The organism is Neisseria sp. P0006.S004, from assembly GCF_051963015.1.
Taxonomy (GTDB): domain Bacteria; phylum Pseudomonadota; class Gammaproteobacteria; order Burkholderiales; family Neisseriaceae; genus Neisseria.
Genome location: NZ_JBQCUS010000002.1, coordinates 275,388 through 301,559 on the forward strand (window position 1 = coordinate 275,388; position 26,172 = coordinate 301,559).

28 protein-coding genes, 2 tRNA genes and 1 pseudogene are annotated in these 26,172 nt (G+C 53.0%); 11 read left to right on the plus strand and 20 right to left on the minus strand.

From position 1 onward, the window contains the following. Positions 1-36: 36 nt before the first annotated feature. Positions 37-303, minus strand: coding sequence for a SemiSWEET family transporter (locus ACTHR2_RS04275; RefSeq protein WP_004518970.1), 267 nt, complete (start codon positions 301-303; stop codon positions 37-39). 218 nt (positions 304-521) lie between these two features. On the opposite strand from ACTHR2_RS04275, the pseudogene ACTHR2_RS04280 reads away from it, so the two are divergent. Next, positions 522-1,051: pseudogene (locus ACTHR2_RS04280) on the plus strand (IS1595 family transposase); the annotation flags it as partial. Positions 1,052-1,071: 20 nt separating this feature from the next. On the opposite strand, the gene ACTHR2_RS04285 reads toward ACTHR2_RS04280, so the two are convergent. Further along, positions 1,072-1,455 carry a hypothetical protein gene (locus ACTHR2_RS04285; protein ID WP_004518967.1) on the minus strand — a complete coding sequence of 128 codons (384 nt, stop codon included), beginning with the start codon at positions 1,453-1,455 and terminating at the stop codon, positions 1,072-1,074. Between the two features lie 207 nt (positions 1,456-1,662). Here ACTHR2_RS04285 and thiE point away from each other — a divergent pair, with 207 nt between their 5' ends. The 3 genes from thiE to ACTHR2_RS04300 all read left to right on the plus strand — a co-directional run bounded on the left by thiE (position 1,663) and on the right by ACTHR2_RS04300 (position 3,424). After that, the gene (gene thiE, locus ACTHR2_RS04290) at positions 1,663-2,280 is read left to right on the plus strand and encodes a thiamine phosphate synthase (protein WP_440375390.1); all 618 of its coding nucleotides are present in this window, start codon (positions 1,663-1,665) and stop codon (positions 2,278-2,280) included. A gap of 42 nt (positions 2,281-2,322) precedes the next feature. Further along, positions 2,323-2,517, plus strand: coding sequence for a sulfur carrier protein ThiS (gene thiS, locus ACTHR2_RS04295; protein WP_440375391.1), 195 nt, complete (start codon positions 2,323-2,325; stop codon positions 2,515-2,517). A gap of 118 nt (positions 2,518-2,635) precedes the next feature. After that, positions 2,636-3,424: a thiazole synthase gene (locus ACTHR2_RS04300; RefSeq protein ID WP_440375392.1), complete on the plus strand. Its 789-nt coding sequence runs from the start codon at positions 2,636-2,638 to the stop codon at positions 3,422-3,424. A 71-nt stretch (positions 3,425-3,495) separates the two neighbouring features. On the opposite strand, the gene ACTHR2_RS04305 is transcribed toward ACTHR2_RS04300, so the two are convergent. From ACTHR2_RS04305 to ACTHR2_RS04345, 9 genes are all read right to left on the minus strand, one after another. Beyond that, positions 3,496-4,272, minus strand: coding sequence for a uracil-DNA glycosylase family protein (locus tag ACTHR2_RS04305; RefSeq protein WP_440375393.1), 777 nt, complete (start codon positions 4,270-4,272; stop codon positions 3,496-3,498). Beyond that, positions 4,266-4,709 carry a ribosomal protein S18-alanine N-acetyltransferase gene (gene rimI / locus ACTHR2_RS04310; protein ID WP_440375394.1) on the minus strand — a complete coding sequence of 148 codons (444 nt, stop codon included), beginning with the start codon at positions 4,707-4,709 and terminating at the stop codon, positions 4,266-4,268. Before rimI ends, ACTHR2_RS04305 begins: the two co-directional genes overlap by 7 nt. After that, on the minus strand, positions 4,706-5,380 hold the full coding sequence (gene tsaB, locus ACTHR2_RS04315) for a tRNA (adenosine(37)-N6)-threonylcarbamoyltransferase complex dimerization subunit type 1 TsaB (protein ID WP_440375395.1): 675 nt from the start codon (positions 5,378-5,380) through the stop codon (positions 4,706-4,708). Before tsaB ends, rimI begins: the two co-directional genes overlap by 4 nt. Positions 5,381-5,541: 161 nt before the next feature. Beyond that, on the minus strand, positions 5,542-6,216 hold the full coding sequence (locus ACTHR2_RS04320) for a glutathione S-transferase family protein (RefSeq protein ID WP_440375396.1): 675 nt from the start codon (positions 6,214-6,216) through the stop codon (positions 5,542-5,544). An 8-nt stretch (positions 6,217-6,224) separates the two neighbouring features. Further along, on the minus strand, positions 6,225-6,620 hold the full coding sequence (locus ACTHR2_RS04325; protein WP_440375397.1) for a hypothetical protein: 396 nt from the start codon (positions 6,618-6,620) through the stop codon (positions 6,225-6,227). Beyond that, on the minus strand, positions 6,621-7,787 hold the full coding sequence (locus ACTHR2_RS04330) for a beta-ketoacyl-ACP synthase III (RefSeq protein ID WP_440375398.1): 1,167 nt from the start codon (positions 7,785-7,787) through the stop codon (positions 6,621-6,623). A 19-nt stretch (positions 7,788-7,806) separates the two neighbouring features. Continuing rightward, the gene (locus tag ACTHR2_RS04335) at positions 7,807-8,052 is read right to left on the minus strand and encodes a GNAT family N-acetyltransferase (RefSeq protein ID WP_049332250.1); all 246 of its coding nucleotides are present in this window, start codon (positions 8,050-8,052) and stop codon (positions 7,807-7,809) included. Positions 8,053-8,086: 34 nt separating this feature from the next. After that, positions 8,087-8,995 carry a dialkylrecorsinol condensing enzyme gene (locus ACTHR2_RS04340; RefSeq protein ID WP_440375399.1) on the minus strand — a complete coding sequence of 303 codons (909 nt, stop codon included), beginning with the start codon at positions 8,993-8,995 and terminating at the stop codon, positions 8,087-8,089. A gap of 308 nt (positions 8,996-9,303) precedes the next feature. Beyond that, a tRNA-Phe gene (locus tag ACTHR2_RS04345) sits at positions 9,304-9,379 on the minus strand. A 204-nt stretch (positions 9,380-9,583) separates the two neighbouring features. Here ACTHR2_RS04345 and ACTHR2_RS04350 point away from each other — a divergent pair. Beyond that, positions 9,584-10,144 carry a hypothetical protein gene (locus tag ACTHR2_RS04350; RefSeq protein WP_070646579.1) on the plus strand — a complete coding sequence of 187 codons (561 nt, stop codon included), beginning with the start codon at positions 9,584-9,586 and terminating at the stop codon, positions 10,142-10,144. A gap of 47 nt (positions 10,145-10,191) precedes the next feature. On the opposite strand, the gene coaD is transcribed toward ACTHR2_RS04350, so the two are convergent. From coaD to ACTHR2_RS04365, 3 genes are all read right to left on the minus strand, one after another. Further along, on the minus strand, positions 10,192-10,704 hold the full coding sequence (gene coaD / locus ACTHR2_RS04355) for a pantetheine-phosphate adenylyltransferase (RefSeq protein ID WP_263340189.1): 513 nt from the start codon (positions 10,702-10,704) through the stop codon (positions 10,192-10,194). 107 nt (positions 10,705-10,811) lie between these two features. After that, positions 10,812-11,498, minus strand: coding sequence for a Bax inhibitor-1 family protein (locus ACTHR2_RS04360; protein WP_263340192.1), 687 nt, complete (start codon positions 11,496-11,498; stop codon positions 10,812-10,814). Positions 11,499-11,661: 163 nt separating this feature from the next. Then, entirely contained in the window at positions 11,662-11,937 is a 276-nt protein-coding gene (locus ACTHR2_RS04365; protein WP_003682648.1) for an oxidative damage protection protein, read from the minus strand. Positions 11,938-12,064: 127 nt separating this feature from the next. Here ACTHR2_RS04365 and glnE point away from each other — a divergent pair, with 127 nt between their 5' ends. Continuing rightward, the gene (gene glnE, locus ACTHR2_RS04370; RefSeq protein WP_440375400.1) at positions 12,065-14,749 is read left to right on the plus strand and encodes a bifunctional [glutamate--ammonia ligase]-adenylyl-L-tyrosine phosphorylase/[glutamate--ammonia-ligase] adenylyltransferase; all 2,685 of its coding nucleotides are present in this window, start codon (positions 12,065-12,067) and stop codon (positions 14,747-14,749) included. A gap of 161 nt (positions 14,750-14,910) precedes the next feature. On the opposite strand, the gene ACTHR2_RS04375 is transcribed toward glnE, so the two are convergent. Next, positions 14,911-15,141 (minus strand): cell division protein, encoded by a 231-nt coding sequence (locus ACTHR2_RS04375; protein ID WP_263340204.1) that lies wholly within the window; start codon positions 15,139-15,141, stop codon positions 14,911-14,913. Positions 15,142-15,450: 309 nt separating this feature from the next. On the opposite strand from ACTHR2_RS04375, the gene ACTHR2_RS04380 reads away from it, so the two are divergent. From ACTHR2_RS04380 to ACTHR2_RS04395, 4 genes are all read left to right on the plus strand, one after another. After that, positions 15,451-16,545 carry an FAD-binding oxidoreductase gene (locus ACTHR2_RS04380; protein ID WP_263340207.1) on the plus strand — a complete coding sequence of 365 codons (1,095 nt, stop codon included), beginning with the start codon at positions 15,451-15,453 and terminating at the stop codon, positions 16,543-16,545. A gap of 168 nt (positions 16,546-16,713) precedes the next feature. Further along, positions 16,714-18,777: a glycine--tRNA ligase subunit beta gene (glyS, locus tag ACTHR2_RS04385; RefSeq protein WP_263340210.1), complete on the plus strand. Its 2,064-nt coding sequence runs from the start codon at positions 16,714-16,716 to the stop codon at positions 18,775-18,777. A 164-nt stretch (positions 18,778-18,941) separates the two neighbouring features. Beyond that, on the plus strand, positions 18,942-20,021 hold the full coding sequence (gene apbC, locus ACTHR2_RS04390; protein WP_263340213.1) for an iron-sulfur cluster carrier protein ApbC: 1,080 nt from the start codon (positions 18,942-18,944) through the stop codon (positions 20,019-20,021). A gap of 59 nt (positions 20,022-20,080) precedes the next feature. Next, positions 20,081-20,156 (plus strand) — tRNA-Lys (locus ACTHR2_RS04395). A 189-nt stretch (positions 20,157-20,345) separates the two neighbouring features. Here ACTHR2_RS04395 and ACTHR2_RS04400 read toward each other — a convergent pair. The 5 genes from ACTHR2_RS04400 to ACTHR2_RS04420 form a co-directional block, all read right to left on the minus strand. Continuing rightward, complete coding sequence (locus tag ACTHR2_RS04400) at positions 20,346-21,599, minus strand: ABC transporter permease (protein WP_263340225.1); 1,254 nt, start codon at positions 21,597-21,599, stop codon at positions 20,346-20,348. Then, complete coding sequence (locus ACTHR2_RS04405) at positions 21,596-22,510, minus strand: ABC transporter ATP-binding protein (protein WP_440375401.1); 915 nt, start codon at positions 22,508-22,510, stop codon at positions 21,596-21,598. Before ACTHR2_RS04405 ends, ACTHR2_RS04400 begins: the two co-directional genes overlap by 4 nt. 27 nt (positions 22,511-22,537) lie before the next feature. Next, positions 22,538-23,281, minus strand: coding sequence for an SH3 domain-containing protein (locus tag ACTHR2_RS04410; protein WP_440375402.1), 744 nt, complete (start codon positions 23,279-23,281; stop codon positions 22,538-22,540). 80 nt (positions 23,282-23,361) lie between these two features. Beyond that, positions 23,362-24,360, minus strand: coding sequence for a BtrH N-terminal domain-containing protein (locus ACTHR2_RS04415; RefSeq protein WP_371460354.1), 999 nt, complete (start codon positions 24,358-24,360; stop codon positions 23,362-23,364). 71 nt (positions 24,361-24,431) lie between these two features. Then, on the minus strand, positions 24,432-25,280 hold the full coding sequence (locus tag ACTHR2_RS04420; protein WP_440375436.1) for an RnfABCDGE type electron transport complex subunit B: 849 nt from the start codon (positions 25,278-25,280) through the stop codon (positions 24,432-24,434). Positions 25,281-25,466: 186 nt separating this feature from the next. Here ACTHR2_RS04420 and ACTHR2_RS04425 point away from each other — a divergent pair, with 186 nt between their 5' ends. After that, complete coding sequence (locus ACTHR2_RS04425; RefSeq protein WP_440375403.1) at positions 25,467-25,934, plus strand: YchJ family protein; 468 nt, start codon at positions 25,467-25,469, stop codon at positions 25,932-25,934. Positions 25,935-26,172: the final 238 nt, after the last annotated feature.

Here is a 26,172-nt window from a genome sequence, read left to right on the forward strand (position 1 = left end):
GTTTAGTTTTGGGGCTGACGTAGATTAGCCCCTTGTTTAAAGCGAAGTCAGAAAAGTCAGAAATCCCAATATCACGCCGACTGCGTTGGGTATAATCAGAATCCAGTCTTTCCGGGGTTCTTTGCTCCAACCGTACAAAACCCAAATCAGACAGGATACTGCTGCAAACAGGGGTTGCCACGGCTGCGCCTTTGCCCCTTGCATATTGGCGATAATTTGGGGGATATAGGCGACAAATACGAAAATACCTATTGCCGCTCCTATGCTGCCGACAACGGTATTGAATTTTGCTTTGCTTATCATGCTGGTAAGTCTCCTTTTAATATGAAAATCGAGGCGGTAGATAATATGGGCAGGCTGACTCAGCCGAGGGAACAGCCGCAGCCGCAATGATGTTCGTGGCCTTGGCCATGTTCGTCCGAATCTTCGGCAAGCAGGGCTTCGTAGTCGCCGCTTTCAATCAGGCTGACCAGTTCTGCCGGACTTTCCGCGCCTTCTACCTAGTCGCAGGATAAATAACTCTATTCTACCACAAAATATGTATGTCATCATCCATCATTTGGCCTTGGCTGCCGATGAGGTTTTCGAGGGCTCTGTCGAGCTGGACGAAAGCTATTTCGGCGGACAGCGTAAAGGCAGACGTGGTCGAGGTGCGGCAGGAAAAGTGGTTGTCTTCGGCATTCTGAAACGCAACGGACGGGTCTATACCGTTGTGGTGGATAATGCCAAGTCTGAAACGTTATTCCCTGTCATCAAAAAGAAAATCATGCCGGACAGCATTGTTTACACGGATAGCCTGAGCAGCTATGATAAGTTGGACGTGAGCGGTTTTATCCATTACCGCATCAACCATTCCAAGGAATTTGTCGACCGTCAGAACCACATTAACGGCATTGAGAATTTTTGGAATCAGGCAAAACGTTTCTTGCGAAAATACAACGGAATCGATCGCAAATCTTTCCCGCTGTTCTTGAAAGAATGCGAATTTCGATTTAACTTCGGCACACCGTCTCAACAGCTTAAAATCCTGCGAGATTGGTGTGGAATTTAGGGCTAATCTACGTCAGCCCCTTAGTTTTTGATGACGTTTACGGCGTAATGGGCAGTAGTGTTACGGCGGGCTTGGGCGCGCATCATATAGACCTGCACTTTATATTTGCCCGATTGGGTAGCGATACCGTCAAATTTATCGCCTTGTGCCGAACCGTTAAATACGGCTTCATCGTCTTTGGGTGCCCATACGTTGAAATAGGCGTTAGGGCTGCCGGTTTTACTGATGCGCAGGCGGTCGCCCTTGCGTACGGAGAACAAATGCTCGGCGGTTTGATAGCCGGTGATTTTGCCGGAAAAACGCTGCTTGGTTTGTTTGTGTGCCGAAGCTGGTTTTGAAGCTTCCGCTTTAGGCGTGGCGGCATTTGAATAAGTGGTAAACAGTAAGGGAAGGGCGGCTAACAAGAGAAATTTTTTTCATGGGTTGGGTCTCCGAATGTGGGGCGCCAATATGGCACTCATTTTGATAACCCATCAGTATGTTCATATTTTTATAAAGCCAAAGCCGAATAGGGCAATATTCATTTTTTCAATCAGGCCGTCTGAAAACAAATATTATTCAGACGGCCTTTTCTGATAATATAACAACGAATTATTCCTTTCGGAGCCGTTATGACCTTCCCGCCACTCAAATCTCCCTTGAAATTTTACGCCGTTGTTCCCACTGCTGACTGGGTCGAGCGCATGGTCAAAGCAGGTGCCGACACGGTGCAACTGCGCTGTAAAATCCTGCATGGCGACGAGTTGAAACGCGAAATCGAACGTTGCGTCGTAGCCTGTCAAAACAGTGCAACCCAGCTTTTCATCAACGACCACTGGCGCGAAGCGATTGCCGCAGGTGCATACGGCGTGCATCTCGGGCAGGAAGACATGGACACTGCCGACCTCGCCGCTATTGCCGCCGCTGGTTTGCGCTTGGGTTTGAGTACGCACTCCGTCACCGAACTCGACCGCGCCCTATCCGTACACCCCAGCTATGTCGCCAGCGGCGCGATTTTCCCGACCACGACCAAACAAATGCCCACCGCCCCGCAAGGCTTGGAGAAACTGCGCGAATATGTGAAACAGGCTCGCGGCACGCCCGTCGTCGCCATCGGCGGCATCGATTTGAACAATGCCGAAGATGTGCTGGCAACCGGCGTTTCCTCACTCGCCGTCGTCCGCGCCGTGACCGAAGCGGAAAATCCCGAAGCCGTGGTTAAAGCGTTTCAGACTTTGTGGAATGAATAAGGCCGTCTGAAAATAAGAAGTCTGACAAGAGGAGCAAACATCATGAAGATCATATTAAACAATGAAACCATCACATTAAACGGCACAACCGTTGCCGACCTTATCGCACAAACCACGCCGCAAAAACCGTTTGCTGTTGCCGTCAATACCCATTTTGTCGCCAAAGGCGCGTATGCGGAAACGGTTTTGAACGAAAACGACAAAGTCGATATCGTGCGGCCGGTAGTCGGTGGATAAGCGGTTTGCAATCAACAGGTCGGGTATTTGCGCCCGACTTTTGCCTAGTTGAATATCGGGCAGGGTTGTCCGATTGCCTTATGCTTAAAATCTAAAAAACAATACAAAGGAATCCATCATGTTTACCCTATACGGAGAAACTTTCCCTTCACGGCTGCTGCTTGGTACGGCTGCTTATCCGACGCCGGAAATCCTCAAGCAGTCTGTTCAAATCGCGCAACCGGCGATGATTACCGTTTCGTTGCGCCGTGCCGGCAGCGGCGGCGAAGCGCACGGGCAGGGCTTTTGGTCGTTGTTGGAAGAAATGGGCGTGCCTGTGTTGCCCAATACCGCAGGCTGTCAAAGCGTTCAGGAAGCTGTAACCACTGCGCAAATGGCGCGTGAGGTGTTTGATACCGATTGGATCAAGCTCGAACTTATCGGCGATGATGACACGTTGCAGCCGGATGTGTTCCAACTGGTCGAAGCGGCGGAAATCCTGATTAAAGACGGCTTCAAAGTGCTGCCTTATTGCACCGAAGACCTGATTGCCTGCCGCCGACTGCTTGATGCAGGCTGTCAGGCGTTGATGCCGTGGGCGGCGCCGATTGGCACGGGTCTGGGCGCGGTTCATGCTTATGCGCTGAAAGTCCTGCGCGAACGCCTGCCCGACACGCCGTTGATTATCGACGCGGGCTTGGGTTTGCCTTCGCAGGCGGCGCAAGTGATGGAATGGGGCTTTGACGGCGTGTTGCTGAATACTGCCGTTTCCCGCAGCGGCGATCCGGTCAAGATGGCACGCGCTTTTGCGCTTGCGGTCGAGTCGGGCCGTCTGGCTTATGAGGCGGAACCTGTAGAGGCGCGTGAGAAAGCGCGCGCCAGTACGCCGACGGTGGGCCAGCCTTTCTGGCATTCGGCGGAATATTGATAAATGTTAGGGCGTGTCGAACACGCCCTTTTTTGTTGGTGAAAAACCTGATTTCAGGTTGAACAGAATGTTCAGACGGCCTTGGCCAAAAGCTGTTTCAATGGCTTTAAGATTTGCCATGCCTGCGCTTTGAGTTGCGGCTGCATCAGCAGGCGGGCGGGGTGGGGAATGACGAAATGCGGCCGCTCTGCGCACAATTCGTTCATCAGTCCGATCATGTCGGGGCTGTCGAAGATTTTGCCGAGGAACAATACTGCGCGCGCTTGTGAAGCAGTCAGCTCGTTTTGCATTTCAGCAAGCTCGGAGCGGATGTGTTCGGCATCGGGTAGGGCGGTGAATACTGGAGCAGTTTTGACCCACGCGGTTTTGTGCGCCTGCTCGGGCTTGAGGCCGATGGCGGCGAGGATGTTGTCGAGAAGCGTGCCGACGTCGCCGCTAAACAGTGTACCGTGCAGGCTGTCTTCGGTGGACGGGCAAATGCTGACCACCATGATTTCAGACGGCCTGATGGTTACGTCAAGACGGGGCAGATTGTCTGAATGCGCGGCTTTTTCTGTTTTTGCCGGTGTTTCGACAATGGCTTTGGGTGCCGCTTCAGGAGCGCGGACAGCAGGTTTGGCCGTTTGCGCAGTGGCGATGGCGGCAGTGCGTGCCTGATGGGCGCTTGCGGATAAAGTACGCACGGCTTGCGCGGTATCGGCGGCAATGGTTTTGGGGCGGACGGGTGCGGCTGATGCTGCTGATGCTGCGGCTTGAGGCGCGGCATGGATGATTTTGGCGTTTTGGTTCAGCCACATCGGGCCCAAGCCCAAGGCTTCGTGCAGGTGCAGATAGCGGCTGCTTAACATGATTTCTCCATCAATACGGCATCTTCGCTGCCACCGTCGGGCAGGGCGTAGTAGTTTTTGCGGCGGCCGCAGGTTTGGAAGCCGTGTTTGCGGTAGAGCTGTTGCGCGGTTTCATTGCTTGCACGGACTTCCAATAATAATCGGGTTGCGCCTTGCTGTTGTACTGCATTTTGCCAGTGTTGCAGCAGTGCAGACGCAATACCTTGGCGGCGGTACTCGGGCGCGACGGCAATCAGGTGCAGCTCGGATTCGTCAAACACGGTTTGCCATACGATAAATCCGGTAATTTGGTGGTCTGCCTGGCTGAGCCAAACGCTGTCGGGATGGTGTTGAACCGCTGATTCAAACTGCTGCGCCGTCCACGACGAGGGATTGCCTTGTGCGTCGATGGCGGCAAGGGTGGGGCAGTCGGCAATTACGGCTGGGCGCAGGTTCATGGTTTGGCCTTTTGTTGGACTTGCTCTTGCGCGGTCAGGGCAATTTTGTTGCGGACGTAGAGCAGCTCGGCGTGCGCCGCGTCAGTAGCAAGATAGCGGCCGCTGCGGGCAAGTTTGAGATAGTCGGCGGCGGTCGGCATATCGGCTTGACCGTCAAAAGGCGGTTTGTCGGCGAGGGCAAAGGCATTGCCGATGCCGCCGGTGGGCGTTTTGCCTTCGGGTGCGGTAATAGAGGCGGCTTTGCCAACCGTGTAATCGCTCAAGCGGACGTGGTTTTGCGTATCAAACCATGCGTAGAACACTTCACCCATACGTGCATCGGTGGCCGCCAGTACACAGCTTGATGGCGGCAGCAGCGAAGCTGCGGCATCGAGGCAGGGAATGCCGATCATGGGCGTGTCAAACGGCGTGGCCAAACCTTGTGCAACCGCCGCGCCGATACGCAGGCCGGTAAATGCGCCGGGGCCTTGTGCATAGACGATGCAGCCCAAATCGGCGGCCGTGATGCCTGCTTCTTTAAAGAGGCATTCGATTTGCGGCAGGATTTGTTCGGATTGCTTGGTGCCGACGTTTTCATGAAACAGGCGGACTTCGCCTTGATGTTCCAATGCGATGGACAGAAAGGATGTGCTGGTGTCGATGGCAAGAGTCGGGCGGTTGTCGGTTGGCATGGTGTTATTTTTTAGAAGGATATGGATTGCCATTATAGTGGAACGGCGAGGGGGAACAAAGCATTCGGGCGGCGTGTTGGTAAAAACACCGTTTACCGCAAAGTGATTTGATAAGTGAATAAGGTTTCAGGCCGTCTGAAAATGTTTCAGACGGCCTTGTTTTATTTGTCGAGTTTCAATAAAGGCGAACCTGCTTTTTCAACGGCGCGGCGGTAGGCTTCATGCGCTTCGATGCGTTGCAAATAAGCGCGGATATTGGGGTAGTCGGTAAAATCGAAGCGGTCGGTTGCGGCTTGCAGCGGATAGCTCATCATGATGTCGGCACCGCTGAGGCTGTTGCCGACCAACCATTCGCGGTTTTCCAACTCGCTGTCGATGTGGGCAAGATGCAGGGCGGCTTGCGGATGGATAAAGCTGCTTTTGACGCTGCCGCTGATTTTGCGGGCAATCGGTTTGATGAAAAACGGCATGGGCGCGCTTTCAATCCGGCGGAACACCAGTCCGAGCAACAATAACGGCATCAGCGAACCTTCGGCATAATGCAGCCAGCGTTGATATTGCCAGTATTCGCGGCTGCCGCGTTCGGGCATCAGACGGCCGTTGCCGTAGTTTTGAATCAGATAGTCGGTAATCGCGCCGCTTTCCGCCAAGATAAAGCCGTCATCATCCAATAAAGGCGATTTGCCCAAGGGATGGATGGCTTTGAGTTCGTCAGGAGCGAGCAAAGTGTCGGGATGACGACGGTAGGTTTGCAGGCGGTAGGGCGTACCGAGGATTTCAAGCAGCCAAACAATGCGCAGGGCGCGGGATTGGTCGAGCGAATGCAGGGTAATCATGAGGGACTTTAAATATCGGTTTGTTTGAGGCCGTCTATGCTGATTTGGCAGGCATTGGCGTATTTTTGCAGGGTTTTGGCCGGTAGTTTGACGAACACTTCGGGACGGAAATGCCGACGAAGCTGCCATTTCCATACGCCTGCCGCCATGGCTAAGCCGGTTTCATCATAACGGCAGCGGAACATATGGTAGTACAGCGGCGAATATTCGCCTTTTTCGACGGCTTCGCGCGCGGCCTGCGTTTGGGCATCGAGTTCGCACACCGCCATTTCGGTGGCGTAGGCTTCGTCCTGCCAACCGTTGCTGGTAGCCGCTTCGTAGTGGCCGTCGCGGGTGCCGTAGATGACTTTGCGGTGGCCGTGGTAGCTGGCGCTGTTGTCTTGAGGGATGTCGTCAATCTTCATTCAGACGGCCTTTACTGCTTCCAAAAGCATGAAACATGTTGAAAAGCGTCCGCTTTCCGGAACGTAACACAGGATTTTTTGGCCGTGTTCGATGGGAAAGGTGCGCAGAAATTCTTCAAGGATGATGTAAATCGAGGCAGAACCCGTGTTGCCCTTGCTGTGCAGATTGGTAAACCATTTTTCCTGCGGAATGTCGAAGCCGATGTTTTTCAGGCCGTCTGAAAGGCGGTCACGGAAAAAGCCGGAAGAGTAGTGTGGCAGGAACCAATCGATTTCTTCGGCGCGGATGCCGTGTTTGGCGGCGATTTGGGAGAGGGGTTTTTCCACCGTATAGAGGACGATGTTTTCGTTCAGCAGTTTGACGTCCTGCTTGACCGCCATCAGGCTGTGGCGGCGGCCGTAATCGGCATCGGTATGTTTCCAGCCTTCAAAGACGCCGTCGCGGAATTCTGCGCCGGCATACATGCAGGGCGGCATTTCGTTGGCGTAGGAAAGCAGGTCTATCCAATGAATTTTCAGGCTGAGGCCGTCTGAATTGGGACGGTCGGACAGATATACCGCTCCTGCGCCGTCAGACAGCATCCAGCGCAAAAAGTCTTTTTCAAACCCGATTTCGGGGGACGCGTTTTCCAGTTTTTTATGGTCGGTTTCACTTTGGAACACTTCGCCGCGCATGACTGCCGAGGCGTTTTCGGAAGCAACGGAAACCGCTTGTGCGTGTTCGCCGGTACGCACGGCGTTGTAGGCGTGTTTCATCGCCGCCATACCTGCCGCGCATACGCCTGCCATGCTGAACACTTCGCAAGGCGGCATATCCAGCAAACCATGCACCATCACGCCGTGTCCGGGCATGGTTTGGTCGGGATAGGAAGTGGCGCAGGCCAGGCTGCCGATGGCTTCTGCAGGAACGCCTTGGGCAAACAGGCCGTTGACCGCTTCGGCGGCTAATTCGGCATTGGTGTGCGTCGTGCGGCGGCTTTCGGGATCGATGGCGTAATGGCGTGACAAAATGCCGTTGGAACGCAAGATCATACGGCGCACGCGTGACGGCACATCGCCTGCCATGCCGAGGACGGCTTCCATTTCGTCATTGCCGACAGGGGCATTGGGCAAAAAGGCAGAAACGCGGTTGAGATAAACGTCTTTGAGTGTGTTATTCGATGTCATGATGTGGTTGTCAAAATAATCAACCGATAAACCGCGCCGCGTAGTCGCAGCTTGCAGTTAACGGGATGTTGTGTGTTTCGGCGTATTCCATCAGCGCGCTCACCAGCAGTTTGGCAATGCCGCGATGACGGAAGTTGGGCGAGACCACGGTATGGTTTACGTCCCAGCCGCCGTTGTGTTCGGTATAGCTGATATAGCCTGCTTCCAAACCGTCAATATCGATTTGAAAGCGACGGCGTTCGGGGTAGTGGATAACTTCGGGCATGATGGATTCCTGGTTTGAGGCCGTCTGAAACAGATTATCTGCCTGACGGTTGTTCATAATAATCCGCCAGCTTTTTCAGACGGCCTTTGAGCAGCGGATGCAGCAGTTTTTTCAAAATTACACTGATGGGTAAAACCACCAAAATCATCGCCAATAAAAAGACGATGTAGAAGCACAACAAGGCACGGCGCAAGAGCGGAGAAATACGGCCTGCCGCCATCAAAAGCTTGCCCCAGACGAAGAAGCTGCGGCCGGCGGTACGTTCGCTGAAAATCAGTTTTTCATTCACTTTCGCCGCACCCATATTTTGAAACAGGGTTTCGTCCAAAGGCTGTTGGTTCAATAGTGTATCGCGCAATTTCGTCCCAAACCGCGCCGCATCCGCCAATTCTTCTTCAGCAATGCCGGCGGAGGGCAGGGAGCGGAAATAGCGTTTGTCGCCGGTCAGCATCCATGCGGGCGTGGTAATGAAACTTGCCGCGCTGTTGCAGTCATCGATTTTTACGATGTTGCCGATAAGTTTGGCGCCGTTTTGTTTCAGCAAAGATTTCATTTTTTCCTGCGCGCCCAGCCACATATTGCGGCAGCCGATAAGCGTGATGACCGGTTTGCCGTCTAACAGGCGGCGCGTTTCTTCGCGTTGCAAAAAGGCGGTAATCGGTTGCGAAGGAGAGAGGAACCAAACGGTGTAGGCAATGACCACTACATCGTAATCTTCGGATGGAATTTGCGGCGGCAGAATTGGGGCGGGTTTTAAATGGACGGTTTCAGGAAAGGTATCGAAAAAACACCAAAACGGCCACGGAAACGGAAACGCCTGCTCCGGTACGATATTGACACAATCGACCTGTACGCCGGCTGTTTGCAACGGCGCGGCAAAATTTCGAGCCAGGCTGGAGAGCTGCCCCGTTTGCGAGTAATGCACAATCAGCACCTTTTTCATTATCTTCCCTGCAATGAGTAAGTTATGGTTGGTTTGGACGGTATTATATAGTAAACCGACCTGCCTTGAACTTTATTCATATTCAGTATGTTCGCGAAAGTTTCAGCCGGTTTGGATGGAAGCGCCGTATTCTGTCGGAATAGGGCGGTGAAGCAGATTTTTATGCCATGCCAACATGAACAACGGCCGTCTGAAATTTTTCAGACGGCCTTGTGTGGAAAACGGGACGCATGGTCTGGAACGGGATTTGCGCTAAGTATAGTGTGCAAATCGTATAGATAAAAAAATAACCGCTTCAAGGCGGTTGGTGGTGGCCAGAGGCGGAATCGAACCGCCGACACACGGATTTTCAATCCGTTGCTCTACCAACTGAGCTATCTGGCCTTCGCGTGTTTCGTTGCGAGATGTGAATTAAACCAAATTTCGTTGCCTTGTGCAAGCGTTTGCAGGCTTTATTTTTGAGGTGGTAAATTAAGATTTTGTTTTGTATTGAATTATTTTTCGTTTTAATTAGCGGTTTTTAGGTTTGCCGGTTTGATTTTCAGACGGCCTAAGATACAATCGGCTTTTTTGCTTTGGATTTATGCCATGCTTTATGTGTTTGTTCGTGATATGTGGGATGTTTTGCGTTTGCGCTATCGTTCGCCGGAGACGTATTTGTATTCGCCTTTGGTGATGGCGGCGGTGTTGCTGCTGTTGGGTGTGGTGAACGCGGCCAGCATGTCGCCTTTGTTTGGCAGTGGTGCGGCGGCGGTGTGCCTGTCAGTGATTTTGGTGATTGTGAAATGGTTGGTGTTGAGCCGCTCAATGCGCAAGGTGCTGCATTATTACGGTGCGCCCCGGCTGCCTTTGTGGGGCTTTATTTTGGTGTCTGAGGCTTTGCTGCTGCCGCTGTTGCTGGTGTTGTATGTGCCGGCGTTGGCTGCGTTTGCGCTGTTGTGGCAGGCTTGGGTTTTTGTGGTGCAGGTACGCGGTTTGATGTGGATGGGGAATGCGACGGTAGGCCGTGTTTTGGTGGGCTATGTGTTGTATGGTATCGGGGTGCTGTGTGTGGGTACGGTGATTCTGATGCTGTTTATTGCCGCCGGTTGGTTGGACATGGAAACGTTGAATCAAAACCTGCAGGCGTTGATGTCTGCCCGTCAATAATTAATGAAAATTGAAAGGCCGTCTGAAATGTTCGGACGGCCTTTGTTTTATGTGTTTGTTTCGTGGTCTTGCAGGATTTTTTGATAGACTGGGTCGGGGAGATAGCGGCCTATCATGTCGCGCCAGCCTTGTGGGCCGACCAAGCCTTTGACCATGGTGGAGGACACTTCGGCGATTTCGCGCGGCGGCATTAGGAAGACGGTGGAAATTTCGGGGGCGATGTCGCTGTTGATGTAGCGCATTGAGCGTTCGTATTCGTAGTCGGCGGCGGAACGGATGCCACGGACGATGAAATTGGCGTTGGCTTCGCGGGCATAATCGACCAAAAAACGGTTTTCAAACACGCTGATGCGGACGTTGGGGAAGGGGTGGGTAATGGCATTGAGCATGGCGCGGCGTTCTTCTATGGTGTAGGTGCTGCGCTTTTCGGGATTGGTGCCGATGGCGACGATGAGTTCGTCAAAGAGGGATTGGGCTTCCTGTATCATCCACAGGTGGCCGAGGGTGGGAGGGTCGAAGCTGCCTGCGTACACGGCACGGCGCGGAGTGGTCGTGGTCATTTTGAGTTGGGAATGGGGTTTGTGTGGCGTTCAGGATAGGGGAGTTTGCCGGTGATGTCAAAAATCAAAAAGGCCGTCTGAAATTTCAGACGGCCTTTGCGGCTTTATCAGTCGTCACCACTAATAGAGATGAGGATTCTCAAGAGACTGCTGAAAATGTTGTAGATGGAGATGAAGATGGTCAGCGCTGCGCTGATGTGGCTGTCTTCACCGCCGTCGATAACGGCACGTACCTGCCACATAATCATCAGGGAGCTGAAGACAACGAAGCCGGCTGCGATGGTCAGGCTCAGGGCAGGGATGTTGAGGAAGATGTTGGCCACAACGGCAATCATGAGCACGATCGCACCGGCACCGAGGAAGCTGCCGAGTTTGTTCATGTTCATTGTGGTGCGGCGTGCCATGGCGGACATGGTGAAGAATACACCGGCGGTCATGGCGGCGGCCGTACCGACGATTTGCGCGCCGTTGTTAATAGACAGGGTGTATTGCAACATAGGGCTGATGGCAAGGCCCATGCCGAAAGTGAAGATCATCAACAGGGCTACGCCGACGTTGTTGTAACGGTTTTTCTCAATCAGGAAGGTCATGCCGTAGAAAAAGCCGAAGAAGGCGGCCAGGGCAACATAGTATGAACCGAACATGGCGAAAATGTTAAAGCCTGTTTTGGCGGAAAAGAACGCGCCGGCAATGGCAGGAATGAAAGACAGGCCGAGCAGGCGGTAGGTTTTTTGCAGGACGGTATTTTTGGCAACCGAGCCTTGCGAGGTATAGTCGTAAACGTCGTTTTGCATGGCGTTTGCTCCAGTGTGGATTGAAATGAATGAAATTTGGATTCTAACAGAGAATCATGGGTTTGTATGATTTATCTGTTCTATTTGTCTAATATGCGGGGCAATCGGGAATTTTAAAGGCCGTCTGAAAATTGGGTTTCAGACGGCCTTGGCTTTTCAATGCTTATTTAGGCTCTTGCGGAACATAGCCTTGTACGGCATCTGCTCCGTCGCCGAAGAAGTATTGTTCCATCTGCTGGGCGAGGTATTCGCGTGCGCGCGGATCGGCAAGGCTTAGGCGGTTTTCGTTGATCAGCATGGTTTGGTGGCGGGTCCAAGCCATCCATGCTTCTTGGGAAACGTTTTCGAAGATGCGTTTGCCCAGTTCGTTGGGCAGCGGCGGAAATTTCATGCCTTCGGCTTCTTTGCCGAGTTTGACGCAGTGAACCATACGGGTCATGGCGGTTTCCTTATGATGGGTTGCAAAGTTGGTATTTTAGCCGATTGCACGGATAGGGGAAAGCGTGGGTTTCAGACGGCCTGAAACCTTGCTATGATGGTCTTTTCTGTTTATTCAGGCAAAGATTATGAACCGCCTCGATACTGCCCGCCGTTATTCCCTTTTTCTCGCCCGCAATCTTGATTCCGGCAAACTCAAGCCCGAAATTTTCCTGCCCATGCTGGACAAGGTTTTGACCGAAGCTGATTTTCAAGCTTTTGCGGATTGGGGCAAAATCCGCGCGGAAGAAAATGAGGAAGAGTTGGCGCGGCAGTTGCGCGAGTTACGCCGTTATGTGGTGTCGCAGATTATCGTGCGCGATATCAACCGCATCAGCGATTTGAACGAAGTAACCCGCACGATTACGCTGTTTGCCGATTTTGCCGTCAATACCGCGCTGGATTTCGCCTACGCCTATTATCAGGATATGTACGGTACGCCGATCGGGCGTTATACGAAATCGCCGCAGCATTTGAGCGTGGTGGCGATGGGCAAGGCGGGCGGCTATGAGTTGAACGTGTCTTCCGACATCGATTTGATTTTCATTTATCCCGAATCGGGCGACACCGACGGCAGGCGCGAACGGGGCAATCAGGAGTTTTTCACCAAAGTCGGACAGAAACTGATTGCGCTGCTGAACGACATTACTGCCGACGGGCAGGTGTTCCGCGTCGATATGCGGCTGCGTCCGGACGGCGACTCCGGCGCGCTGGTATTGAGTGAAACCGCGCTGGAGCAATACCTGATTACGCAAGGGCGAGAATGGGAACGCTATGCGTGGTGCAAAGGCCGCGTGGTTACGCCGCATCCGAACGACATCAAAGCGCTGGTGCGTCCCTTTGTGTTTCGCAAATATCTGGATTACAGCGCATATGAAGCAATGCGCAACCTGCACCGCCAAATCCGTAGCGAAGTCAGCAAAAAAGGCATGGCGGACAACATCAAACTCGGCGCGGGCGGCATCCGCGAAGTCGAATTTATCGCCCAGATTTTCCAAATGATACGCGGCGGCCAAATGCGCGCGCTGCAACTGAAAGGCACGCAAGAAACGCTGAAGAAACTTGCCGAGCTGGGCATTATGCCGTCTGAAAACGTCGAAACCCTGCTGGCCGCCTACCGATTCCTGCGCGACGTCGAACACCGCCTGCAATACTGGGACGACCAGCAAACCCAAACCCTGCCCACCTCGCCCGAACAGCAACAACTGCTCGCCGAAAGCATGGGCTTCGACAGCTACGCCGCTTTTTCAGACGGCCTCAATGTTCATCGGAACAAAGTCAATCAGTTGTTTAACGAAATCTTGAGCGAACCCGAAGAACAAACGCAAGACAACAGCGAATGGCAATGGGCATGGCAGGAAAAACCCGACGAAGAAGAACGGCTAGGCCGTCTGAAAGAATATGGGTTTGATGCCGAAACCATCGCCACACGGCTCGACCAAATCCGCAACGGCCATAAATACCGCCACCTTTCTGCACACGCCCAGCCGCGTTTTGACGCCATTGTGCCGTTGTTGGTACAAGCGGCGGCCGAGCAACCCAACCCGACCGATACGCTGATGCGGCTGTTTGACTTCCTCGAAAACATTAGCCGCCGCTCCGCCTATCTCGCCTTCCTCAACGAACATCCGCAAACCTTGGCGCACCTAGCACAAATCATGAGCCAAAGCTCATGGGTGGCGGCGTATCTGAGCAAATACCCGATTCTGCTGGACGAACTCATCAGCGCCCAGCTTTTGGATACCACGTTTGACTGGCCGGCACTTGCCGTCTCGCTTTCAAACGACCTCAAAGCCTGCGGCGGCGATACTGAAGCGCAAATGGACACATTGCGCCATTTCCAACACGCCCAAGTCTTCCGCCTCGCCGTTCAAGACCTTGCCGAATTGTGGACGGTAGAATCACTTTCCGATCAACTCTCCGCACTTGCCGACACCATCCTCGCCGCCGCTGTGCCATGCGCGTGGGCGGATATGCCCAAAAAACACCGCGACACGCCGCAATTTGCCATCATCGGCTACGGCAAACTGGGCGGTAAAGAGCTCAGCTATTCCTCCGACCTTGACTTGGTCTATCTTTACGACGATCCGCATCCCGATGCAGGAGACGTGTACAGCCGCCTTGCCCGCCGCCTGACCAACTGGCTTTCCGCCGCCACCGGCGCAGGCAGCCTCTACGAAACCGACCTGCGCCTGCGCCCCAACGGCGATGCAGGTTTCCTCGCCCACAGCATCGCCGCCTTTGAAAAATACCAGCGCGAAAACGCCTGGACATGGGAACACCAATCCCTTACCCGTGCCCGTTTTATCTGCGGTACGCCTGATGTTCAGACGGCCTTCGACCGCATTCGCACCGAAATGCTGACCGCTGAACGCGACCAAACCATTTTAGCAGGCGAAATCATCGAAATGCGCGAAAAAATGTTCCCCACCCACCCGCCGGTTGACAGCAACGTCAAATACGCGCGCGGCGGCGTGGTCGATGTTGAATTTATCGTCCAATATCTGATACTTGCCCATGCCCGCCAGTATCCGCAACTCTTGGATAACTACGGCAACATCGCCCTATTGAACATCGCCGCCGACTGCGGCCTCATCGACAAAACCCTCGCCGAACAAAGCCGCACCGCCTACCGCTTCTACCGCCAGCAGCAACACAACACCAAACTGCGCGACGCCAAAAAAACCGAAGTGACGGACGAATTGCTGACCCACTACGGCAACGTGCGAAAACTGTGGCAGGAAGTATTCGGGGCAGAAGTGAAGTTCGGATAAACAGGCGGGCGTATTCAGCGTCAAAAGCCCTGTACAGCAACACAATTTACCGCCACAACAAACGAGCTTTAAAAGGCAAACTTTCGAACATAAAGAAAGCGCTGTTTTGTGAACCTATAAAAAAGGCCGTCTGAAATTTTTCAGACGGCCTTTTATGGTATTTATTCTTCTTCCTCTTCCGGTTCAGCCTCTGCCTCTGCAGGTTTTTCAAGGAAGTTGCCTGCCAACCACAGTAAAGCGCCACTACCTGTAATGCCTGCTTTAATCCATAGGGCGGTATCTTCGCCCCATTCGTAAATCCAGGCCAAAACTTTGGGGACGGCGTTCATATAATTCAAACCGAATGCCAATACGCCGAGGATAAATAAAGTACTGCCCAAGCTTTTCATCATTATTCCTTATAAAATCAAATGGGTGCATCAAAGCCAATCAGTAGGTGCAATGATGCTGAGTGAATGTAAATATGTCAAAAGATGGCATTATAGTAGGTTTTATGTAAGGAAGATATTTTTATAAAAGCTGATTGGCAGCTTGAAGCGGTTAACTGCCGGGTATAGAGGGAAGATTTTTGTTTACGTATTACTGATTTAGCTTGAGCATAATCTGTAAAAGCAGTTCTCATTTTGTGTCGATATTGTGATAAAGCAAAACAAGTTCTAAAATATGCAGTTCATTTTCATATTAAAAACAAGGAGAAACTAATGTCTAAGGTTGCGGTACTCGGTGGCGGTCTGTCGGGCCGTCTGATGGCGTTCCAACTGGCAGAGCAGGGCATTTCGGTCGAGTTGTTTGAGAAAGGCGAACGCAACGGCGCGCAAGCCGCCGCTTATGTTGCCGCGGCCATGTTGGCGCCGTCTGCCGAGGCGGTGGAGGCAACGCCCGAAGTCATCCGTTTGGGCAAACAAAGCATCGCGCTTTGGCGTGCGATTGTCGGCCGTCTGAATACGCCGGTGATGATGCAGGAAAACGGCAGCCTGATTGTCTGGCACACGCAGGACAAGCCGCTTTCTGCCGAGTTTGCCCGTCATTTGAAGCGCGGCGGCGTGGCGGAACATGAAACCATACGCTGGAATGCCGATGAAATCGCAGCCAACGAACCACAACTGGCAGGGCGGTTTTCAGACGGCCTGTATCTGCCGACAGAAGGGCAGTTGGACGGACGGCAGGTCTTGAATGCGCTTGTCGATGCTTTGAAATCAATGAATGTAGCGTGTCATTGGTCGTGCGAACGCGAAGTCGAAGATTTGGCGGTGCAATACGATTGGGTCATCGACTGCCGTGGTTATGGCGCAAAGAGCGCGTGGAACAGGCCGTCTGAAAGCGTTTTGCGCGGCGTTCGTGGCGAAGTGGCGCGCGTTTATGCCCCCGAAATCGAGCTGTCCCGCCCCGTGCGCCTGCTGCATCCGCGCTATCCTTTGTATATCGCGCCGAAGGAAAACCATATTTTTGTGATTGGTGCGACCCAAATCGAAAGTGAAAGCCAAGCGCCGGTCAGCGTGCGTTCCGGTTTGGAACTTTTGTCCGCGCTGTACGCCGTGCATCCGGCATTTGGCGAGGCAAACCTTTTGGAACTGGCCACCGGCCTGCGCCCGACTTTAAACCACCACAATCCCGAAATCCGCTTCAACCGCGAACGCCGCCTGATTGAAGTCAACGGCCTGTTCCGCCACGGCTTTATGATTTCTCCGGCCGTGACCGGTGCGGCCGTGCGTTTGGCCGGCGCGCTGTTTGCCGGAAGCGACATTCCCGAATACGACGAAACCAGCGGTTTGCCGTATATCCGCGCCGCAAATTGAAGCCGTTGCGGACGAAGTTGCTTGAAAATCGGGCAAATTGTTTGTGAAAGACAGCCACAGGCCGTCTGAAAATGATAAAATCGCCGTCAATTCAATTAACCTTGCGTCTGAAAATCGCATGATGTCGTATTCAGACGCCAAACCAATTTCCTATTTAACGATAAGCACATGACAACCCAAACCCTCTTAATCGAACTTCTCACTGAAGAACTCCCGCCAAAAGCCCTCAATAATCTGGGCAACCATTTTGCCGCTTCCGTTGCCGAAGGCTTGGAAAAGGCGCAACTGATTGACGGCGCAGCCGAATACACTGCCTACGCTTCTCCGCGCCGTTTGGCCGTTCAAGTCAAAAACGTGAAAGCCGTTCAAGCCGACCAAAAAATCGTGAAAAAAGGCCCGGCCGTGGCAAATGCCATGAAAGACGGTGCGCCGACTAAGGCTTTGGAAGGTTTTGCGCGCGGTGCGGGTGCGAAAATCGAAGACTTGACCGTCATCAACGACGGCAAGCAAGACGTGTATGCCTACGAATACGTCCAAACCGGCAAACCGCTGGGCGAGCTTTTGGAAGACATCATCAATGCCGCAGTGAAAAAACTGCCAATTCCTAAAGTCATGCGTTGGGGCAGCAGTACATTTACCTTCGTGCGCCCTGTACACAGCCTGATCGTGCTGCACGGCGGCGACATCGTAAACGTCAGCGTTTTGGGCTTGCAAAGTGGCAACAAAACATTGGGTCACCGCTTCCTTTCCAGCGGCGAAATCGCCATCGAAAATGCCGACAGCTACGCCGCACAAATGCGCGAGCAAGGCAAAGTGGAAGCATCATTTGCCGAACGCAAAGCCGCCATTCAGACGGCCTTGAACGAGCAGGCAGGCCGTCTGAACGCGACTGTTGCCGCCGATGAAGCATTGTTGGACGAAGTGACCGCATTGGTCGAATGGCCTGTGGTATTGGAAGCCGGTTTTGAAGAACACTTCCTCGCCGTACCGCAAGAATGCCTGATTCTGACCATGCAGCAAAACCAAAAATACTTCCCGCTGCTCGATCAAAACGGCAAGCTGATGAACCGCTTCCTGCTGGTGTCCAACCTACAAACCGAAGACCCGTCACACATCATCCAAGGCAACGAACGCGTCTTGCGCGCGCGCCTGTCTGATGCCGAGTTCTTCTACAAACAAGACCAAAAAGCGACTTTGGAAAGCCGCCTGCCGAAATTGTCCAGCGTGGTTTACCACAACAAAATTGGTTCGCAGGCCGAACGCATCGAACGCCTGCAAAGCATCGCCGCCCATATCGCCAAAGCATTGGGTGCGGATGCCGCCGCAGCCGAGCGCGCCGCACGTTTGGCCAAAGCCGACTTGGTCACCGAAATGGTCGGCGAGTTCCCCGAATTGCAAGGCACGATGGGCAAATACTACGCCCGTTTGGACGGTGAAACCGAAGAAATCGCCGAAGCCATCGAGCAACACTACCAACCGCGTTTTGCCGGCGACAACCTGCCAGAGGGCAAAGTGGCCACCGCCGTTGCTTTGGCCGACAAACTGGAAACCTTGGTCGGCATTTGGGGCATCGGCCTGATTCCAACCGGCGACAAAGACCCATACGCCCTGCGCCGCGCCGCCTTGGGTATTTTGCGTATGCTGATGCAGTACGGTTTGGATGTAAACGAACTGATTCAGACGGCCTTCGACAGCTTCCCCAAAGGTTTGCTCAACGAAAAAACGCCGTCTGAAACCGCCGACTTCATGCAGGCGCGTTTGGCCGTGTTGTTGCAAAATGATTATCCGCAAGACATCGTCGCCGCCGTATTGGCGAAACAGCCGCGCCGTTTGGACGACGTAGTGGCCAAACTGCAGGCCGTTGCCGCGTTCAAACAGCTGCCCGAAGCCGCAGCATTGGCCGCAGCCAACAAACGCGTGCAAAACCTGCTGAAAAAAGCCGATGCCGAGTTGGGCGCGGTTAACGAAAGCCTGCTGCAACAAGACGAAGAAAAAGCCTTGTATGCCGCCGCTCAAGGTTTGCAGCCGAAAATCTCCGCTGCCGTTGCCGAAGGCAATTTCCAAACTGCTTTGTCCGAGCTTGCTTCCGTCAAGCCGCAAGTCGATGCCTTCTTCGACAGCGTGATGGTAATGGCTGAAGATGCCGCCGTAAAACAAAACCGTTTGAACCTGCTGAACCGCTTGGCAGAACAAATGAACGCAGTTGCCGACATTGCGCTCTTGAGCGAATAAGGCCGCGTTTCAGTTGACCCGCTTTTCAGGCTGCCCGATGATTCAGGCAGCCTGAAGTTTTTCGGGCGTATCCCTTGCATGGCGTTCAAGGGTATAATTCAGCAGATTTGTCAGGCAGGCAAATCGCGCACATCAAACAATTTCCCACATTCAAGAGGCAGATTATGAATATTCCAGCCATCCGAACCGCACTCGATGCCGTGTTGATTCCCACCACAATACGCACTTTGGGCAGCGAAAAAGCCGTTTTGCTTCTGGAAGAGCATTCAGACGGCCTGCATATCGGCCTGAAATTCGCGTTCCCAGTTGTCCATATTGCCGCAGACATTGCCAACGCCGTTCAAGAAGCCGTCATTTCGCATATCGGCGATACCCACATTCACTTGAGTATCGATACCGAAATCGGTACGCATAAAGTTCAACCCGGCGTAGCAACCATCAAAGGCGTGAAAAACATCATCGCCGTTGCATCGGGCAAAGGCGGCGTCGGCAAATCAACGACCACTGCCAACCTTGCCACCGCAATGGCCAGAATGGGTGCGCGTGTCGGCGTACTCGATGCCGACCTGTACGGCCCAAGCCAGCCCACCATGCTCGGCGTACAAGACCGCAAACCCGACCAACAAAACAAAAAACTCATTCCCGTTGAAGCCGAAAGCGGCATTCAAGTGATGTCCATCGGTTTCCTGGTCGATACCGACCAAGCCGTCGTTTGGCGCGGCCCGATGGTCAGCCAAGCCTTGCAACAGCTTATGTTCCAAAGCGAATGGGACAATGTCGATTATCTCTTCATCGACCTGCCGCCCGGTACCGGCGATATCCAATTGACCCTGTCGCAAAAAATCCCCGTAACCGGCTCCGTTGTCGTCACCACGCCGCAAGACATCGCCCTGATTGATGCACGCAAAGCCGTGGATATGTTCAACAAAGTCAATATCCCGATTTTGGGCGTTTTGGAAAACATGTCTGTCCATATTTGCACCAACTGCGGCCATGCCGAAGCAATTTTTGGCGCAGAAGGCGGTAAAAACCTGGCAGAGCGTTTGAATGTACCGTTGCTCGGCCAGCTTCCGTTGAGCTTGCCTGTACGCGAAGCCATGGACAACGGCACATCTTCAGCCTTGTTTGAAAACAACCAAACCATCGCCGACATCTACACCGAAGCCGCATTCCAAATTGCGCTGGCCATTGCCGATAAAGGCAAAGACTTCAGCAGCCGCTTCCCGAAAATCGTTGTCGAATAAAAAAATTTAAAAAAGGTGTTGACAGCTGTGTGACCCGTCTCTATAATGCACAGCTTATCGGGTCGTTAGCTCAGTCGGTAGAGCAGCGGACTTTTAATCCGTTGGTCGAGCGTTCGAATCGCTCACGACCCACCAAATATGAAAACCTGCTTTGAAAAAAGCAGGTTTTTTTACGTTTGGATTTTAGGATTTTGTTGAACATATTTTGTTATTGAAACAATTCATAGCATATCAAGCATCAGGCCGTCTGAAAGTATTTTCAGACGGCCTGGAGTTTTATAGGAATGGTTTTGAGAAATAAGTCTACCTAGGGCAGACAAACGTTTAAAACCTAACCTGCGTCTGCAACTGTTTACGATAAACCAATACGGCAGCAGTCAACGAGGCAAAAGAGAATGCTGACAGTAGAAGCAGATAACGGCCAATTCCGTCCAGTCCGCTGCGGTTGAGCAGTAATTCCTGAAAAGCCTTCAAGCCCCAAGCCATCGGGGAAATCCAAGTGAGTTGCTGCATGGTTTCGGGCATGACGTGGGCGGGCACCATAATGCCGCCGATTGCCGCCATTAGGATGATGCCGCCGCCGCCGAGGACGACGGCGTGTTCGGTGGATTTGGCGCAGACGCTGATTAGAAGCGCGTAGCCGAGTGCGGCAGCGCTGACGGCGGCGGACAGCGGCGCGTAGGGAACAAGGCTGCCGTTGAGTATGAGGGCGGGCACGCCGATTTCGGGCAGCAGGTAGCGGCCGAGCAGCAGCATTCCGACAAACTGAAGCTGGTTAATCAGGAAATAGGGGACAAGTTTCGCTACAATCAGGCCGGATGCGGAAGCGCGGGCGAGGCGCAGGCGAGTAATGGTGTTGGTCTGGCGTTCCAGCGCCATAACGTTCGACAGCGGTATCATGATGAAAAACATACCGAAAATCAGCCATGCGGGAACGCTGTGTTGTACGGCGTTGGGTTTTTCCACCGTGCCGCTGCCTGCACTCAGATAGTGTTCTTCCAGCATTTTTTTATCTAAAAAGCTGCGCACGGCGGCGAATTGTTCGTCGTTTTTTTCATCGACTTTTTTCTGGATGTCTTTGCGGATGGAGCGGGGCAGTTTTTTATTGTCGATTTTGATGCCGTCGTTGTTGTCGAAATAGGCGTCTAGCCGCGTTTCGGTGTAGTGCTGCTGCAAAACGCCTTTGACAGCCGCCAGCCATGAAGGCTCGGTATCGGGCGGTACATAGATTTGCAGGGCTTTGTCGTCGGCGATTTTGCCGGAAGCGGGGTTCGGGTTGTGCAGCACCAGTTGGAAACGCTTGTCGTGTAGGCCGTTTTGCGCGTCGGTCAGTTTTTCAGACGGCATCCGCGTAACATGAATCTGCTCTTTTTCCAGAGCGGCGGCCAGCGCGGTATTGATATTGTCGTTTGTTGCACCAACCAGCGCGATACGGCTGTCAGTGTGCGGATCTTGGTCGCGGCTTAGCGCCAACGACATAATCAGCATGAAGGCGATGGGCATCACAAACAACACGGCCAAACCGTGCAGGTCGCGGCAGAGCAGTTTGAGTTCTTTGAGGAGGGAGGAAATCGTCATTGTGGATTTTGCTTATCTGTTGCCGGTTTGTCTTTGCGCAGGAAATCAAGGTAAAACGTTTCCAGCGAACCGTGTCCCTGCTGGAAGTAGCGGATTTGTGCGCCGCTTTGTTGCAGGGCGGCGTAAACGGCGGCGGCATCGTGCGTCGTTTCCATCATGCCGCGGCTGTCCACTTGCTTGGCACCCAAAGCAGTCAGCGTTTGAGGCGGCAGTGGCGGTTCGACGGTAAAGAGCACGACACCTGTTTGCGTACTTAAAAGCTCGTCCAAACCGCCGTGGTACACCAGCTTGCCGTGCTGCAGCAGCGCGATTTTGTCGCAAAGCTGCTCAATTTCCGACAGATAGTGTGAGGTATAAACCACGGTTACTCCCTGCCGTGTCAAATCCGCCACGCTGTCGAGGATAAAGCGGCGCGACTGCGGGTCGATGCCGACCGTGATTTCGTCGAGGAACACCAGTTGTGGAGAGTTAATCAGGCCGATGGCAAAATTCAGACGGCGTTTAAGCCCGCCCGAAAGATGCTTTGCCGCTTTGTTTTTGTGGGCGGTCAGGTCGGTCTGCTCCAACAGCGCGTTCAGACGGCCTTTGTCGCGCACTTTGTAAAGTGAGGCGAAAAACAGCAGGTTGTCCCACACCGAAAGCTGCGGATAAAACGCGAAATCCTGCGGCACCAAACCGATTTTTTGCCGCTCGTTGCGGCTTAACAGGCGCAACGGCTTGCCGTCAAACAAAATTTCGCCCTGCCGTACTTCCTGCAAGCCGGCCAAAAGCGACATCAGCGTCGTTTTCCCCGCACCGTTGTGGCCGAGCAGCCCCAAACATTCGCCGTCGGCAATATCGAACGACACATTGTCCAGCGCGGCAGTTTCGGCTTTGGGATAATGGTGGGAGAGGGATTGGATTTGAATCATGGTTTCAGACGGCCTTTCGAGCGATATTTAAATCGCAGCACCCCATAAATAACGGTGCTGGAATTTGCTGTCCTTAAATATAAAGCAGACGCCGAAAGGATCACCGTCCGAACCTTGTCTGCCAAACAGATAAAGCGTTTTATCGCTGCGGCGGTAATAAGCTTCCCAGCCTTGATATACATTGCTGTCGCGTGCGGTGGCGGCAAAATCGGGCGAGAACAGTCCTTGCAGTTCGGCAGCGGGAACCGCTTGACCGTTTAGCGTGATACGTTCAAGCGCAAATACGCTTTTGGGAATGTCGTTCTCTGTACCATAGAAAGGTTTGCCTCGATAGAGCCGCGCGGTGTATTTGTCTTTGTTGATGCCCGAGAAGTCGCTGAGTTTTGGATGGATGCGGCGGGCAACGATGTGTACCTTTTGTCCGCTACCGGACAAAGTCAGCGTATCGTCGCGACCGGATTGTTCGCGCAGGCGGACGAAGCTTTTGTCGGAGGCGGGAAATATCAGACGGCTGTAATGGATGAAACCGTAGTCTTCTGCGGCAGGTTGTTGAAGCTGGGCAGTACAGAAACTCAAACTGCCTTCGCCACCATCACCCAAACATTTCAACGGTGTGCCGTTGGGGATTTTTGCCAAGACTCTGGCATTCAAATCGGGGCTTTCGCGTAAGTTGGTATGTCCGTCGGCATCATGAACCAAGGCAAAGCCGTCCGGCGGCGCGGCATGGGTTAGGGCGGAACACAATAATAAGACAGTAGCTAGGTAACGCATTTTAAATTTCTTTTAGTTTTCAGATGGCCTGAATGTCAAAATAATTCACGGTAGATTAATCGGGATCGAATAAATCCTGATTATTTCAATAATCCCCGCCATAACGCTTCTTCATCATCCGCAATTTTGCGCAGAAATTCGGCAATGTTGCGGCAGCCGTTTTCGGACGGTTTTTTGCACTGTTTCACGCACATTGCTGCGAATTGGCGCCATTGGTCGCCGATGGCGGTCATTTGTTCTGAGGCCGTCTGAAATGTAGGTTCGTTGCAGATATGGGCGGCTTGTTCGAGGAAGTAGGCGTAGATATAGCGGAAACCTGCTCCGCCGGTACCGATTTCTTCCTGCATCCGCACCAAATGGCCGAGGAACAGTTTTTGGTATTTGTCGTTTTGTTTGGCAGGCAGGGACTCGATTTTTTTGGCCAGCGTGCGGATGCCTTTTACACCGATGAAAAAGACCGGCGCGAGCATATGTTTGGCGTTTTTGCGTATGGCTTTGCGGATAATAGCGGGCAAGTCTGCCATGATTTTTTCAGACGGCCTGTTGTCTTCTAATGTGTACATCATGCCTTTTGCCGCCAATACGCCTTTGGCAAAGCGCGCCCGTTGCAAATCTTCGGCGGCGCAGCGTTGTACGGTTTCAAATACGGGGTCGCTGATCAGGTAGTCGTTGCCGTCTTTGCCGTACACCAAGAGATTGTGTGCGTTGAAATGGAAACGCATTTGCGGCGGGAAGTAGGGCAGCCAAAAGACGGAGGTTTGCAAACCAGCCAGTTTGCCTGAGGACAGCGCGGCATCCAATGCGGCTTGTCCGCTTTGTGCGTCGGAAAATTTGCGGACGGATAATTTCAGCCCCAATGCTTTGCAGGTGTTTTTGATGATGCTGCGCGGCGCGGTGCGGTAGGAAACCAGCGGCATGCCGTTTAATTTGATCAGCGGCATCCAGACAAATGTCAGCGCGTGGGCAATGCCGAAAATCATGGCTTCGTCTAAATTGTGGCCATGGTATTTGAGCAGGGTGGACATCACACCGCTTTCGCAATGGGCGGTATGCTGGTGTGGAAATTCTTGTGTGGTCATAAAGTTATTGGTTTTCGTACAATGTTTTCAGACGGCCTGATGCAGTCGGAATGGGTTTGTTGTTTTGGAAATCAGCGGGCTTCTTTGGCCGCTTCCTGCTCGGCTTTGTAGCGGCGCAGAAATTCGATGGCGGCGGCTTTTTCAGCCTCGTTGCCGTATTTGGCATCACGTTGGGCGCGGCGCAGTTCAGCGCGTTCTTTGGCTTCTTCGATTTGGCGCGCTTTGAAGTCTTCTCGGTTGTCGGAGGAGACGAGTTTGTCCTGCTGCGATTGCGCTTTGGCCATGGCTTTGGCAATCAAATCCATGGGGTTGAATGCGGCGCTTGGCGCGGCTGTTTGGGTTTGTGCCTGTGCGGCCTGTTTGACTTTGACGGCGGCTTCGCGTTGCGCCAGCAGGGCTTTGCGTTCGGCATCGTCGCGCTGTTTGCGTGCGGTATGGCGTTCAAAACGGCTTTGAGCATGTTCGGCGGCAGCAAAGCGCGGTTCGGTAGAGGTGCTGAAACGGCGTGCGGACGGCAGGAAGGGCTGCGATAAGGGAACCATGTCGATGCAGTCGACGGGACAGGGGGTAACGCACAAGCCGCAGCCGGTGCATTCGTCGCTGATGACGGTGTGCATCAGTTTGGATGCGCCCATAATGGCATCGACAGGGCAGGCGCGGATGCAGGCGGTACAGCCGATGCAGACGGCTTCGTCAATCAGGGCTACGGCTTTGATTTGTGTTTTTGCAGGCGCGAGGTATGGCTTGCCCAATAGGTCGGCAATGTCTTTCATGACGGTTTCCCCACCCGGCGCGCACAGGTTTACCGGCGCTTCTCCTGCCGACAGGGCGCGCGCATAGGGTAAGCAGCCTTCATAGCCGCACTCACGGCATTGGGTTTGCGGCAACAGGCGGCTGATGCTTTGGATGGGAATGGTCATCATGGATAGTCAAAATCGAAAAGGCGCATTATATCAGATTGTTGCGTTTATTTTGGCGAAACCCGCTTTGCTTATTTTAGTGAAACTCTTTACGCACGTTTTAGCGAAACCCGCTACACTCGTTTTCAGACGGCCTGAGTCGGGTTTGCGTTATAATTTTGAAATGGATTTATCGGATGATTAGAAATGACGGCTATACTTTGCCCCTGTCAGTCGGGGCGTGTTTATGCGGAATGTTGCGCACCGTTTCATGCGCGTGAGGCGGCGGCCTCGACGGCGGAAGAGTTGATGCGTTCGCGTTACAGCGCGTATGTTTTGCAGGAAATCGACTATATCGTGGACACGACTGTTCCTGCGCAACAGAATTTGTTGGACAAGCAGGATTTGGCGGCATGGAGTAGGCAGACGCAGTGGTCGGGATTGAAGGTTGTCCGTCATGTACCGTTTGGCAAGCTGCATGCTTTGGTCGAGTTTGAGGCGTATTTTGAAGAGAACGGGCAAACTGAGTGCCATCATGAATTGTCGGCGTTTGTGAAAATAGACGGGCGTTGGTACTTTATTGATCCGACTGTTGCTTTGCCGACGATGAAACAGCCTTGTTTGTGCGGTTCGGGCAAAAAGTTTAAGGCGTGTTGTGGACAGTTTTTCAAATAGTAATGTAAATAGGCCGTCTGAATGTTCAGACGGCCTGAGCTGTTTTTGCAGATAAAAAAAACCATTCATACTAAGGGAGAAGTATGAATGGCCAATACATTGCGGGAAAACGTCTTACTTGCTGCACCGCCCAAAAGGGATGAAAGAGCGGTGTTGTGTCAGCGATTAGTATTCTACCGTTTTTAGTATTAAATGCTGTTAAGAAGTGAAATAATTTCAATAAGTTGCGAGATAATCG